General features: G+C 35.7%; 13 protein-coding genes. 10 read left to right on the top strand and 3 right to left on the bottom strand.

Annotated features, from left to right (window positions below):
• Window positions 1-4: 4 nt before the first annotated feature.
• A complete protein-coding gene (locus ACMAYL_RS12610; RefSeq protein WP_158246887.1) occupies window positions 5-1,708 on the bottom strand; it encodes a transglutaminase-like domain-containing protein in 1,704 nt (567 codons plus the stop codon).
• A gap of 261 nt (window positions 1,709-1,969) precedes the next feature.
• On the opposite strand from ACMAYL_RS12610, the gene ACMAYL_RS12605 reads away from it, so the two are divergent.
• The 3 genes from ACMAYL_RS12605 to ACMAYL_RS12595 all read left to right on the top strand — a co-directional run bounded on the left by ACMAYL_RS12605 (window position 1,970) and on the right by ACMAYL_RS12595 (window position 4,639).
• Entirely contained in the window at window positions 1,970-2,617 is a 648-nt protein-coding gene (locus tag ACMAYL_RS12605) for a hypothetical protein (protein ID WP_103218248.1), read from the top strand.
• An 88-nt stretch (window positions 2,618-2,705) separates the two neighbouring features.
• Window positions 2,706-4,283: a Na/Pi cotransporter family protein gene (locus ACMAYL_RS12600; protein ID WP_412463263.1), complete on the top strand. Its 1,578-nt coding sequence runs from the start codon at window positions 2,706-2,708 to the stop codon at window positions 4,281-4,283.
• Window positions 4,280-4,639, top strand: a complete 360-nt coding sequence (locus ACMAYL_RS12595; protein ID WP_103218246.1) for a hypothetical protein — start codon at window positions 4,280-4,282, stop codon at window positions 4,637-4,639. Before ACMAYL_RS12600 ends, ACMAYL_RS12595 begins: the two co-directional genes overlap by 4 nt.
• On the opposite strand, the gene ACMAYL_RS12590 is transcribed toward ACMAYL_RS12595, so the two are convergent.
• Window positions 4,636-5,511: a LysR family transcriptional regulator gene (locus ACMAYL_RS12590; protein WP_158246886.1), complete on the bottom strand. Its 876-nt coding sequence runs from the start codon at window positions 5,509-5,511 to the stop codon at window positions 4,636-4,638. The genes ACMAYL_RS12595 and ACMAYL_RS12590 overlap by 4 nt on opposite strands.
• 105 nt (window positions 5,512-5,616) lie before the next feature.
• Here ACMAYL_RS12590 and ACMAYL_RS12585 point away from each other — a divergent pair, with 105 nt between their 5' ends.
• Genes ACMAYL_RS12585 through ACMAYL_RS12575 form a run of 3 tightly spaced genes read left to right on the top strand, consistent with a single transcriptional unit; the run spans window position 5,617 to window position 7,818 of the window.
• Window positions 5,617-6,144, top strand: a complete 528-nt coding sequence (locus tag ACMAYL_RS12585) for a YceI family protein (RefSeq protein WP_103218244.1) — start codon at window positions 5,617-5,619, stop codon at window positions 6,142-6,144.
• Between the two features lie 14 nt (window positions 6,145-6,158).
• Window positions 6,159-6,938 (top strand): 4,5-DOPA dioxygenase extradiol, encoded by a 780-nt coding sequence (gene ygiD / locus ACMAYL_RS12580; protein ID WP_103218243.1) that lies wholly within the window; start codon window positions 6,159-6,161, stop codon window positions 6,936-6,938.
• A gap of 13 nt (window positions 6,939-6,951) precedes the next feature.
• Complete coding sequence (locus ACMAYL_RS12575) at window positions 6,952-7,818, top strand: SDR family oxidoreductase (protein WP_412471172.1); 867 nt, start codon at window positions 6,952-6,954, stop codon at window positions 7,816-7,818.
• On the opposite strand, the gene ACMAYL_RS12570 is transcribed toward ACMAYL_RS12575, so the two are convergent.
• Window positions 7,815-9,023: a PAS domain-containing protein gene (locus ACMAYL_RS12570; RefSeq protein ID WP_412471171.1), complete on the bottom strand. Its 1,209-nt coding sequence runs from the start codon at window positions 9,021-9,023 to the stop codon at window positions 7,815-7,817. The genes ACMAYL_RS12575 and ACMAYL_RS12570 overlap by 4 nt on opposite strands.
• A 207-nt stretch (window positions 9,024-9,230) precedes the next feature.
• Between ACMAYL_RS12570 and ACMAYL_RS12565 the strand changes: the two genes are divergently transcribed.
• From ACMAYL_RS12565 to ACMAYL_RS12550, 4 genes are all read left to right on the top strand, one after another.
• Entirely contained in the window at window positions 9,231-10,421 is a 1,191-nt protein-coding gene (locus ACMAYL_RS12565) for a hypothetical protein (RefSeq protein WP_412471170.1), read from the top strand.
• Window positions 10,402-11,598, top strand: coding sequence for a hypothetical protein (locus ACMAYL_RS12560; RefSeq protein ID WP_412471169.1), 1,197 nt, complete (start codon window positions 10,402-10,404; stop codon window positions 11,596-11,598). Before ACMAYL_RS12565 ends, ACMAYL_RS12560 begins: the two co-directional genes overlap by 20 nt.
• Window positions 11,599-11,678: 80 nt before the next feature.
• Window positions 11,679-12,191, top strand: coding sequence for a hypothetical protein (locus ACMAYL_RS12555; RefSeq protein WP_103218238.1), 513 nt, complete (start codon window positions 11,679-11,681; stop codon window positions 12,189-12,191).
• Between the two features lie 131 nt (window positions 12,192-12,322).
• On the top strand, window positions 12,323-12,790 hold the full coding sequence (locus ACMAYL_RS12550; RefSeq protein WP_412471168.1) for a hypothetical protein: 468 nt from the start codon (window positions 12,323-12,325) through the stop codon (window positions 12,788-12,790).
• The last annotated feature ends 10 nt before the right edge of the window (window positions 12,791-12,800 follow it).

The following is a 12,800-nucleotide window of genomic DNA, read 5'->3' as shown; positions in this document are numbered from 1 at the left end:
TTTATTAAAAAATGTATTCACCTTCAAATTTGTAAGTCGCTTCTTGATTATCCTTTTTTATATATTTAATACCTAAACTTAAACTATCTTTTAAAACTTTTGTTTGAGCAGAAATGTATGTCGATTTTTGATTTCCTTTTACCCAAAATCCTGTTCGACCATATAGAGGAGCTTTCATTCCTATTTCAAAAGAGTGGCGTCCATCCTCTGAGTATAGTGTAATACTATAGTCTGCAGTTGCACCTTCTTGTCGAATATAGATAATATTTTGAATTCCAACTCCATACTCTTTCATAATTTGTTTTTTGATTTCGTTTTTAATTGTTCCACCAATTACGGCCATCGTGTATTTACCTTCTTCTCTAACGTCTGCTTTCATAATTGAAGCATGGGCCGTAACAATTCCTTTCCAATCAAATCCCAGATAGTCTGAATCAGCATAAAGTGAAGATGAGAACATATTTTGACTGTCACTAAAATCACCTTCTGTTTGGAAATTATCTGCTTTTATCTTTCCATTCCCCACAGTGATACTAACGTGGGATTTTACGTCAGCATAAACATTTCGAAGAATTCCTAAGTCTACTTTTCCTGACTTAAGGCGAGCATCCATTCCAAAATAAATACTCGTACTATCCTTTATAAAATCTCTGTGTTCAAGTTTCTTCTGTTCTCTTTGAATAGCAATTCCCGCATCAAACTTAATTCGATTACCTTGGTTTTTTAAAGTTGCAGCAACACCAGATGCTGTTAAGCCGCTTGATGATTCAGCGTAGTAGCTTTTTGCATGAATTGCGCCATTTTCATAATTCATTGAGATAACATCGATATTATCAAACTCTACACCTGGGGCAATCATCTCAACGTCCAGACCTACTGCTTGATTTAATAGGTAACCAACTTCACTTGGTACACGATCAACAGGCTCACCATCAGCGTTAAAGATTCTATAATTTATTCCAAAATCTGCTAGGGTTGTATCTTGTGCTAACCCCTGAGCACTTTGGCTTTCGTTGATTCTTGTTTCACCGTAATTAAAATTGATAATACGATCTTTATTACCAGGGTCTTGTACGACAACAGTAGCGTGACCAACATCTCTTGTATTATATGCAACAACATAGACGTCATCTATATTAAGCTTTTTAAGAACATTTGCTTGAGCTACCGCAATGTCACGACAAACTCCCGCTTTGCTTCCTTCTCTAATTGCTTGGAAAAGATCTTCAGTGGTTACAACACCTTCCTTATCACGTTGAAAATCGTAGTGATTGTTCATAATGGTACCAAGGATATGGGCGAGGTAGATCTTTTGGTTGAAGCTTAAAAGTAGCTTTGCTGAAGAATAGATATTATCCCTTCTTACCTCAGGAGAGCCAATAATTAATCCGGCAACTACATTGGTAAAGTACATTTCACCTTCTTCTTTACCAAATTGTGCCACAGACTCTTTAAAGATATCTGACATGTCCATTTCATTAAAATAGGCACAGTTTTCTCTAAGGCAGCCTACGATGGATTTTACAACAGCTGTTCTTCGCACGGTATCGGTCCAGTACGATTTGGTATTGAACTCGTCTGTTTGAATGAGCGGTCTCGTCTCATACTTTCGTTTATTTACTTCAACACCCGAGCCTTGATAGCCAATGCTAAAATCTGCTTGAGTATTAAAAGATAATAGTAAGCCTAGAAAAAAGAATTTCTTCATTACAAACAACTCCATAGTTTAGTTCAAATGTATAATCTGCAAGGAGGGTGCCATTATTTTTCTCGTATATTCATTTAGTTGGCCTAATTTCGATGTCGAGAAATTAAGCGGCCGTACAATGTTCATTCATTTATTCATAGTAATTCTAGATATATAGAAGAGGTATCTGTAGTGACTCTAAGTGGTTGAAATTCCTTAATGTTCTAAAGAGAATTAGTCGATAAATCTTCAATGAACTTATTCAAGATGGAGGAATATCAAATGAGAAAGATTTCAGTACTTGCCCTTTTTGCACTATTTATTGGTTGTGCAAACTCACCAAAAGACTTTAAGGCCGATGCACTAGGAGATAATGAAGGAGTATTTTTCGGAAAATTCTCCCTGTACTTTGATGGTGCGAAGTTTGCAAACACTTGTAACTTGATTTTTACAGATAAGGCGAAGAATGAGGATACTGTCTTAACAACTGATGAGTCTGGATTCTTTGTCGGTAAATTTCAAAAAGGAGATACTTATCTAAGTCAGATTGGTTGTACTTCGGGAATGACGACAAAGATTTATATGTTTGAAGAGAGTAATACAGTGAAGTTTTCAAATGTTGGAAATGGAAAGAAAACTTATGTTGGAAATATCTCAACTTTCTTTTCCTCTGCTGAAGAATATAGTAATCCGGCCAAATATGTTGTTGGTGGACTATTTGCTGGGGCGATTATAGCAGATGAGGCAAAAGAGAATGCTAAGAAAGTTAGATTCGATATTCAAAATGATATTGAAGCTGATGAAATGCAATTTAAAGCAACAATTTTAAAGGCCAGACCTATGAAGACTGTCTTTAAATCGCTTAAGTATCCTAAGAAAAATAGAATGCCAGCAAGTACGGCAACAAAAATCATCAAACTTAATAAGTAATTTGATGGGCTAGGTAACTTGTTTACTGTTATCATTTAAAGATATCACTTTACGTTAGCGTAAATAATACTTAGTAGAGAGTTAGTTAATGAAGGATTTTCAAATTATCTTGGCCGCGACATCGAGTGTAATACTCTTTGTCTTTGGCCTTGAGAACTTTTCCAAAGAAGTTCAAAATATTACTGGAGAGAAATTTAGAAAATTTCTAGGTAGTGCAACAATGTATCCTGTTGTTGGGGTATTAATTGGTGCTATTATTACTGCCTTAATTCAATCGAGTTCTGCAACCTCTGTCATTGCAATCAGTCTTGTAAACGCTGGGGTCATGTCTTTTAAAAATAGTGTTGGAATTATTTTTGGAGCTAATGTCGGAACGACGGTAACGGCACAGCTTGTAGCGTTTAAATTGACTGCCTTTGCACCGATCTTCATTATTTTGGGATTTCTACTTTCATTTACGAGATCACGTTACGCTATTTTTGGTAAAACATTCTTTTACTTTGGTTTTGTTTTCTTTAGTTTAAATTTGATTTCTTCTGCACTTGCTCCACTTCAATCAGATTCTCGATTAATCGAGTTTTTAACACAGGCCCATAATCCTTTACTTGGAGTATTGGTAGGGGCCGTTATTACGGCAATTGTTCAATCTAGTTCGGTGACAACTGGTTTGGCAATCATTTTCACTCAGCAAGGTTTGATGAGTCTCGATAATGCGATTCCCATTTTAATGGGTTCAAATCTAGGAACAACTGTTACTGCGCTTATTTCAATTATCAATATGGATATTTCTGCAAAGAAGACGGCCCTGGCGCACTTCCTTTTCAATTTAGGGGGCGTCTTAATCTTTCTTCCGATTATTATCTTTTGGGGAGATCGATTGCCATTAATGTCAAATATACCAGCTATTGCTCTTGCAAATTTTCATTTAATTTTCAATGTGACGACGAGCTTAATCTTTATTGTCTTCTTAAATCCTTTTTCGAGTCTTATTGATCGTATGTTAGGAGAAGGGCAAATGGACTTTGAACGTATTGAGCTGGGATTAAAAGAAGAAACACAATTTGATGAAATTGAAAAAAATCTGATGGTGGATCTTGAAAAAACTTTTCGATTTGTTCAAGAAAATTACAATTTAGTAACATTGAGTATCGAAACAAATTATCGAGGAATCTATGAAGCCGCAAAGAAGCGTATCGAGTATATGGACTTTCTTAAAGCAGAACTTTTAGGATTCTTTTCTAAGTTTATTTCAAAATGTAACAATGAAGACGAGATTGATCGTATTGTGAATGTAATGGCAATGTATGAGTATATCTTCCAAATGCATGACTCAGTTAAAGATATTGCAGGTGTAAAAGAGTCTATGGACAATAATTATATTGAGCTTAAAAGTGATGTGCTTATGATTGTCCGAGAAATAGCAAGTACGACACTTTCTGTTTTTGAGAATATCACTAGTGAAGACCAAAAGGATAAAGATTTAAAGAAGATCTCACAAGAGTTTCAAAGAGATCTTGAGGGTTTTGGAAAGAAGGTTTTTATTTTAATGGCCAAACCGGAACGTAATGATGCTGGCGCAATTATGCATCTTTTAACTTATTCTCAGCGTCTAAAAGATAAGTTAATGAATTTTCATCATCTTAAAGAAGGACATATTGCTCCATGAGTCTACTAAGGAAACTAGAAGATTTATATCTTGATTCTCTTGTATACTTTGCTTCAAAGAAGAAAGGGATGCTCTTAAAGATCAGGAAGTCTTTGATCGTTCTACGTGATGGCCTAGAAAAGGAAGGTGCTGAAACAAGAGAAATGTTTGTCATATATGGACGATATACTCAGGGGCGGGCTTCTAATGAAGAAATGAAAGAAGCAAATAAGCAATTTCTCGAAATTATCAAAGGCTTAGGAGTCGGTGCATTGCTTGTTCTTCCTTTTGCTCCGTTAACTATTCCCTTTGTTGTAAAACTTGGACAAAGGCTAGGGGTTGATATTATTCCTTCTTCCTTTCGATCTAAAGATTAGCTCTCTAAGCTACGCTTTAGATTCTCATAAAGATAGTCTTTAAATATTCTTACATGCTTTGGCGTATGCTTTGAAGGCTTAGATAGTAGAAATAGAGTTCTTGCAAGGTACTTTAAATCTGGTAAAACTTTGATGAAGCTATTTTCCACAAGCTCCCTCTTACAATAGAAGCTAGGAATCATCGCTGGGCCTTTATTCTTTGCAACGTAATCTTTTAATATGGGGAATGAGTTACTAGCAAATTGTGGAACAACCTCTTTAAAACATGACTTATTTAAAGGATTACCATAAAGATCAGTTAAAATTGCTACAGGATGTTTTTGAAGATCATTTACTTCATTAACCTTTGTCGAAGTTTTTAAATATTGTGCTGAGGCAACGAGTCCGACTTCAATATCACATACTTTCTTTTGTATTAACGATGAATCCTTCAGTTTTCCAATTCGAAGGGCCATATCAAGTTTATGTTCTTTGAAATCCATGAGTATATTAGTGGAGTACAACTCAATTCTTATTCCTGGATACTTATCCATAAATTCGCAGACGATATCTGTAAGTATGAGTTGGGAAAGGTCTTCTGGCGCTGTGATTTTTATGAGTCCTTTCATTTCATTAGTTTGATTTTTAATTTTTAAAACGGAAGCATCTAATGACTCAAGTGGTGTTCTTATTAATTGTAAAAGACTTAAGCCTTTTTCTGTAAGCACAATTCCTCTTGGCCCGCGAATTAATAAAGTCTGTTCAAGTTCATCCTCTAACTTAACGAGATCACGACTTATTTTAGACTTGGGGTGTCCTAGTACTGTTGACGCCTTTGTTAAACTTCCAACTTCTGCAACTTTTTCAAATATCTTAAGTAAATTTAGATCCATAGAGTGTTCCTTATATGGAACATTATATTGCAATATTGTGGTCTTTTGCAACACTCCCTTTTTCCCCATAATAGAATACATAACAAAGCAAATCAGGAGAAAATAATGAAAGCTAAATTTATAATTCTAGGACTAATTTTAACTTCTTTTACGGCAATGGCCGATAATATTGACTTAGCTAGAAGCTCTTTTGTGTGGAAAGGAACAAAGATCACAGGTGATTTTCACTCTGGCCCAATTAAAATGAAAAGTGCAAGTTTAGATAATGGAAGAGGTTCTTTTGTCGCAGATATGAGTTCAATTGACGATACAACTCTTAAAGGGGAATGGAAGTCTAAGTTCTTATCGCATATTAAGAGTAGCGATTTCTTTGATGTTGAAAAGTATCCAACAGCAAAGTTGAAGATTGATAAAATTGATAATGGCCATTTATACGGGAAGTTAACAATAAAAGGTAAGACTAATGCCGTTACAGTTCCTGTAACTAAAAAAGGTAAGGTTTACTCTGGTGTATTAGCTTTTGATCGTACAGAGTTTGATATGGTCTATGGTTCTGGAAGTTTTTTTAAGAACCTTGGTGATAAGGTAATTTCAGATACAGTAACTCTCACATTTAAAGTCGTAACAAAGTAATTGAGGGGATAGTCATGACTAAAAAGAGAATACCAACACTATTTTTAGGACATGGCTCTCCTATGAATGCTGTTGCAAGTAATGACTTTACTGAGCAGCTTAGAAGCATAGGAGAGGAACTTCCGAAACCAAGAGCAATACTCATGATATCTGCGCATTGGGAAACTCAAGGTACTTGGGTCACGGCGATGGATAAACCAAAAACAATTCATGATTTCTACGGTTTTCCAAAAGAATTATATGAGATCGAATATCCTGCACCAGGCTCTCAAGAACTTGCCAGAGAAATAGTTGATCTTATTGGTGAAAGCATCAAGCTTGATAATGAAAATTGGGGCCTTGATCATGGCACATGGTCATTATTGAAATTTATGTACCCTAAGGCGGATATTCCAGTTGTTCAGTTGAGTCTGGATATGAGAAAGCCACCTCAGTATCATTTTGATTTAGGTAAGAAGCTTAGCGTTTTAAGAGAAAAAGGTGTTCTGATCATAGGAAGTGGAAATATTGTTCATAACTTAAGAGCAATAAGCTGGAGTCAAGACGCCCAAGTTTCAAATTGGGCAAAAGAATATGATGAGCTTATTAAAGAAAAAATTATTGAAAAAGATTTTGATTATTTAATAAACAAATTTCAAAAAACAGACATTGGTAAAATGAGTGTACCTTCGATTGAACACTACTTACCGCTCTTATATATCATCGGAGCATCAAGTAATGATGATCAGTTGAAATTTGATTTTGAAGGGATTCAAAACGCTTCCATTTCGATGAGAAGCTTTAGCTATAGATAAAAAGGAGAATTATATGATTGCATTAACAGGAGCATCTGGACAACTCGGCCAGTTAGTAATTAAGGCGTTATTAGATGAAGGTGTTAAGGCCAATGAGATTGTTGCAATTGCAAGATCGACAGATAAGTTAAGTGATTATGAAAAACAAGGTGTACAAGTAAGATTTGGGGATTATGAAAAACCAGATACTCTTGATAAGGCACTCGCAGGAGTTGATAAATTGCTATTAATATCAGCTAGTGAAGTAGGGAAGCGATTACCTCAACATAAGAATGTAATTGAAGCAGTTAAAAGATCTTCAGTTAAGCATCTTACTTATACAAGTATACTCCACGCTGATAAGTCGCCTTTGGGACTTGCAAAGGAGCATGTTGAAACTGAACAACTTATTAATGAGCTCAATATTGCAACAACTATTCTTCGTAATGGTTGGTATTCTGAAAACTATACAATGGGCCTACCTAATATCATTGAGCACTCTACTGTAATCGGTTGTGCTGGAGATGGAAAACTATCAACTGCTGCACGAGAGGACTATGCTTTAGCGGCAGCAAAGGTATTAACGAGTGAAGGACATACTGGAAAGGTTTATGAGCTAGCAGGAGATGAGGCCTTTACACTTTCTGAATTTGCAGAGGTCGTAGGAAAAGAATTTGAGCGTGAGATTAAATATCAAAATTTAAGTGAAGTAGAGTTTAAGTCCGCTCTAATGCAGGCCGGACTACCTGAAGGTTTTGCACAGCTCTTGGCCGACTCTGAAAAAGGTGCATCCAATGGAGGCTTATTTGATAATCAAAGACAATTATCAAAGCTCATTGGACGCCCAACGACAACAATCTCAAAATCAATTAGAGATTTTAAAGAAAGTTATCAGTCTTAATTATTTTGACTAGCTAAGGACTCATTCATGCGAGACACCTGATGAACTAGATCGCTTCCGATATCGTTTATCTCTTTTAGTGATTGCTTGAGTGAGTCTTTAAAATTTGTTAGTTGATCGAGTAGACTTGAAAGTTCTCCTGAATTTCGGTTTAACTTTGCCGCTTCAATCTTACCACTTATGCTTACCATCTCTAATCCAATTGATAGCTTCTTCACATCATTACAGACTCTTTTGAATTCACTAAATTCTTTTTGAATATCAATTAGGCTCGATTTAGCGTTCATATTCTGTTGATTTTGTAAGTGTGCTAAGATTCTCATTTCGTTTTCTTTTTGAATAGGCGAGGGTTTAGTCTCCTTTTCAAAGAAGCTGTAAATTTCTCTTTGCAAAATTGAGTTACAAACGAAGAACTGGCAGTCTTTAACTTTGTCTTGAACGAGCTTTCCCGAAACCATAAACTTATTAATTTCCTCTTGAATCTCTTTTGCAAGATTATCGTATTGTGTTGAGATAGTTGCGATCGAAGCTGCATCTTCTCCAATCTTTGCCGCCTGAAGTTCTAAGTTCATAGGGACAAGCGAAGTCTTTTGATACTCCTCAAAAATACCTTCTGACTGCTCTTGTAAAAACGATCCTGACTTTAAGGCCTTGCGTAAAAGATTCAGTTCCTCAATTGGTTCTTCTCCAAGTGCTTTCTGTCTCGATTCAAGCTCTTGCATAAGCGCCTCAATCATAAAGTTTTCGTAAGACTCAAACCCTAATTCGCCAATCATTTCAAGAAGCTTCTCCTGAGATTGTGCTGGTGTAAGCTTCTTGCGCTTCTCTAGTAGAGTTAGCTCAATGTACTTCTCTTTTACGATCTCAAAGAAATGACTACTAGGCTTTAGTCTTACTGATAGATAGCCATCGTCAATAGGTGAGACGAGGGCATAGACCCAATAATTACTTCCATCCTTGGCCTGATTGTTTACGTAGGCGCCGATCATCTTATCTTTGGCAATAGTGTCCCAAAGAAGTGAGAAAACCCCTCGGGGCATCTCTGGATGTCTTACAACCTTGTGGGGCTTGCCAAGCATTTCCTCCCACTCGTACTGACTGACTCGTTGAAATACTGAATTTCCAGACGCGATAACTCCTCGCTTATCGGTCCTGGAAAAGAATAGTTCATCAAAATCGAAGTTACTCTCTCTCTCCTTCGACATGCGTCCTCCCTTTTCTGAAAAAATGATGAATATTTTCTGTTTAGAATACAAAAACTAAACAAAACATGATCTATGTCATAAATTGTTGAAATTATTGATTTCTTAACGGAGTTATCTTAACTAGTTGGATTAAATTTACAACTAAATAATTAGTGTATAAATTTCACCACTTATTTTCTTTGTTGAGTGTTCAGGGTAGATAGGCATATGCAAAATCGTCTACTTATCCTTATTCTGTCTTTGAATATGAGCTTTCAAGCATGTGGGTTAAATCTCGCAGGGCAAAGTGCGTACTTTGATAAGGAAGATATAGCAAAGGCCCAAGCAGGTCTGAGTTCTCAGGAAATGTCTCTGTTAGGAGAAGTTGATCTTTCTAAGCAGAGTTGCGAGTACGATGTGCTAGAAGAGATTAATCAAGTAGCGAATCATAAACTTTATGAGGCGTTAATATACTTGCGCTCGTCTTCGAAAATGGATGATACACAATACCGTCTATTGCTAAGAACGATGAAGTCATTTGAGAAGTCGAAGAAAGAAAAATTTCTAGCACCTCTTAATCCTATTGTTAAAGATTTTAGATCACAACCTTTTGATAACTTCCAAAGGGCACAAGAGAGAGGACTGTGCTTTAATCTAGCAGCGATGAGTCTTTTTAAAGAACTTGCACAAAAGAAGCCAATCAAATTTTTAAAGAAGGCATATCATGAGGAGCTTATAAGTAAGCGTACATATTGGATGCTAAAAAGACTAGCTCAAGAAGACTATCATCTTGAGCCACAGACGTTGGCCGAGTATTTGAAAGAACAGGCATTTTTAACAAAACAATTTCCCGAACGACTAGATATAAAAGGTACAAACTTTATTTCAAGTCGACGTGATAAGAGTAAGGTTTCTCGAAGAGAGGCATTACTTGCAAAGTACAATCAATTTCAAATTATCTATCTTCGAGGAATGACTCAAAGATTGTTAAATCGACTTAATGCAGATGAAGTTATTATCAATGTGATGATTGATGATGAAAGTGTTGAAGAGATTATTCTTGATCCAATGGAGCAGTATAGATTTGCTGCAAAGATGGTTAGAAAAGAACTTGGAGATCTTCAAATGATGAATTTATTTGAAGGTGTTAATGTTTCCTTTGAGGATATTCTCTCTGCTTCTTATGAAACAGGACTTGTGTCAGGAGATGATTTAACTACTCTTGCACTTGTCGATGATGTTTGGAATCCAGAGCTAACCAAAGCAGAAAAGAGAAAAAGATTTATTAGAAGATATGGAACAATTTTTGTTGCAGCAATTCCTACTACTTTCTACTTTGTGAAGGTTTTATCTTTAGTGGGAATTGAGATGTTAACAGAGACAAAACAGGAGCCAGCACGTGATCACTCAATTTTCTAAGTTGCTTCTTGTTTCATTTCTTACAGTAACTACTTTTGCAAGTCACAAGGCCCAGGTTATTACGCGAGATAATGACATGGATCTGATTAAGAAAGAAGTTGAGCTTGATCTAGTTAATGCTCCAATCCTAGAAAACAAAAGTTTTAAAATTGTTTATGGGAAATCAAATGAAGCAATCAATCTTGAGAGTTTAACGGACGAAGTTGAAAAGCTAAGGGCCGCAAGTGTCTTTTATCACTTAACAAAGGCAAAACGTTATTTTCTTAATGTCGTTAAGTCTGATTACGTAAAAGAGTTACCTCAACTTATCGTTCGCTTAAATATAACAAATCAATTTAATTCAATTGGTCACTTCGCTCACGATAATTTATCACCTGAATATAATAATGCTCTTTCAATTCCACCTGGAGAGGGTAGAGAAAGGTTTGGGATTAAGCCTTGGAATTATGAAATTTGGTTTCGTCCGGCAAAAGAAATCAACCTTCCACAGGAAGGGTTAAAGAATGACTTTGAACAAACTGCTGCTATCTTTAGTGAGTTTAGGAATCAATCAAGATTAGCAAGTTTTCAAAAATTTATAAGTGACTTATTTTTACTTTCTGGGGATGCTCTTGCGCAGAGTGGTTTAAATATTCTTGGATCGACTGCAATTATTGAAGCTTCTTTTTATGCAATGAAAAAGCTTTACGGACTTCTTCAAGGAAAGAAGTTCTTTTTAGATACAAGCTTTATCCCAGAAGTTGTTTATCATGAGTTTGCTCATGTTGCTTTGAGTGATCATCTTGGCCTTAGTCATTCTTCTCCTGTTAATGAAGGTATGGCAGACTTCTTTGCGGCATCAATCGCTGATAGCGCAACGATTGCTGATAATGTGAAAGATTATGCGAAAAGAGTCCGTGAAAAAGATGCCTTTCGCGATGAAGTTTATAATGCAGGATTTGAAACAAATGCTTACGCCAATATTGATTTTGTCTTGGGCGTATTATGGCAAGTACGCGAACTTGATAAAGAATCAAGTCATGGTCTTGTTTATGATGTTCGTAAGAATATCACGAGCAGTTCAAATATTAGAGGAGATTTATTGAAGTCGATTCTCAAAGAGTGTCGTAAATCATGTAAGTCACCTTTGAGGGATCGTATAAACCTTCTAAATGCCTATCACGAGATGGGTTTATAAAGTAAGTAGGCTTTTATTAAATTGACAAAATATGTTTAGATAGGGTAGTTACCCATAACGTTATTAATAGGGAGATGTTCATGTTAAGAAAATTAGCTGCTGTAGCACTTGTATGCTTTTCGTTCTCGGCTCTTGCAAATGTTGAAGCTAAAATCGCACCAATCTTTGAAGAAGTTGAGTTTAAATTATCTGTAGAATGGGATCAAAAAGATCAAAACTTCTACAATGAAACTGTTAAATCATTTGAAAAACAATTAGGTGATCTAGCTCAAGAAGGTGTTAAGCCATCTGAAGTTTTAAATTACCTACAAGCAAATATTAAAGATAAGAAAGTTGCTACTGAACTTTCTAATCTTGTTGGTTCAATCAACGTAGAAAATATGACTCTTGAAGAATCAAAGTCACTAATTCAAGACTATGTTGATGGTATGAAAAATACAGGTGCTAACTACTCTGGTTACTATAGCTACGACTATGGACTATACTTTGTAGTGTTTGGTGGTGTTGCATTTTATTACTACTGGTATGCATTTCACTATACTTACTACTATGATTGTTACCGTGATTACTGGGGTAACTACTACTGTTACTAGAATCAAATTCTAATATAATAAAGGCTCCTTTCGGAGCCTTTTCATTTTTAAGCTCTTCCAAACAAATAATCTCTAAGTAAAGTTGTCCAGTATATTGCCGATAATAGCCTAATAATTTTAAGGGCCCAAATATGGTTTTGAATTTGAAATCGACAGTTATTGGTTGTGGAACTTCAACACAAAGTGGAAATGATCGCGTATTTAGTTTTGTTGAGTTCAGCGATGGAACTAGAATTGAAAATGTGATTACTTCAGCTTCTATTGCGGAATTCTTCGATAGTGATGAAGAGATAGAGTTAGCATATTTCAAAGTCGGACAGTACTACTATATTGCGAGGGCAAAGGTAGCAAAGGTTGTTAAGGTTGCGACAACTACGCCAATTCTCGTAAGTATGATCGTTAATTTCATTTCTATCTTCTTTTGCTTTGGTATTTTATCTTTCATTATTACTTTTATTGTAATTATGTACTTTCTAAAAGATTTCAAAATAGCATTAACTTATGCTGCCATCATAGGCGTTATGCCTGGGGCCTATTATCTTACGAAGTTATTAAAACTATTTATTGAACTCAGACAGTGTCGAGCACTAATAAAGTAGGGGAATTAAA

The organism is Halobacteriovorax sp. RT-2-4, from assembly GCF_047085445.1.
Classification (GTDB): domain Bacteria; phylum Bdellovibrionota; class Bacteriovoracia; order Bacteriovoracales; family Bacteriovoracaceae; genus Halobacteriovorax_A.
The sequence above is the reverse complement of the archived record's forward strand: the minus strand, read 5'-3'. Positions and strand labels throughout refer to the sequence as shown.

Excerpts from the sequence above, each read along its gene's own strand:
- ACMAYL_RS12610 (WP_158246887.1), bottom strand. The coding sequence starts at position 1,708 with ATGAAGAAATTCTTTTTTCTAGGCTTACTATTATCTTTTAATACTCAA.
- ACMAYL_RS12605 (WP_103218248.1), top strand. The coding sequence starts at position 1,970 with ATGAGAAAGATTTCAGTACTTGCCCTTTTTGCACTATTTATTGGTTGT.
- ACMAYL_RS12600 (WP_412463263.1), top strand. The coding sequence starts at position 2,706 with ATGAAGGATTTTCAAATTATCTTGGCCGCGACATCGAGTGTAATACTC.
- ACMAYL_RS12595 (WP_103218246.1), top strand. The coding sequence starts at position 4,280 with ATGAGTCTACTAAGGAAACTAGAAGATTTATATCTTGATTCTCTTGTA.
- ACMAYL_RS12590 (WP_158246886.1), bottom strand. The coding sequence starts at position 5,511 with ATGGATCTAAATTTACTTAAGATATTTGAAAAAGTTGCAGAAGTTGGA.
- ACMAYL_RS12585 (WP_103218244.1), top strand. The coding sequence starts at position 5,617 with ATGAAAGCTAAATTTATAATTCTAGGACTAATTTTAACTTCTTTTACG.
- ygiD (WP_103218243.1), top strand. The coding sequence starts at position 6,159 with ATGACTAAAAAGAGAATACCAACACTATTTTTAGGACATGGCTCTCCT.
- ACMAYL_RS12575 (WP_412471172.1), top strand. The coding sequence starts at position 6,952 with ATGATTGCATTAACAGGAGCATCTGGACAACTCGGCCAGTTAGTAATT.
- ACMAYL_RS12570 (WP_412471171.1), bottom strand. The coding sequence starts at position 9,023 with ATGTCGAAGGAGAGAGAGAGTAACTTCGATTTTGATGAACTATTCTTT.
- ACMAYL_RS12565 (WP_412471170.1), top strand. The coding sequence starts at position 9,231 with ATGCAAAATCGTCTACTTATCCTTATTCTGTCTTTGAATATGAGCTTT.
- ACMAYL_RS12555 (WP_103218238.1), top strand. The coding sequence starts at position 11,679 with ATGTTAAGAAAATTAGCTGCTGTAGCACTTGTATGCTTTTCGTTCTCG.
- ACMAYL_RS12550 (WP_412471168.1), top strand. The coding sequence starts at position 12,323 with ATGGTTTTGAATTTGAAATCGACAGTTATTGGTTGTGGAACTTCAACA.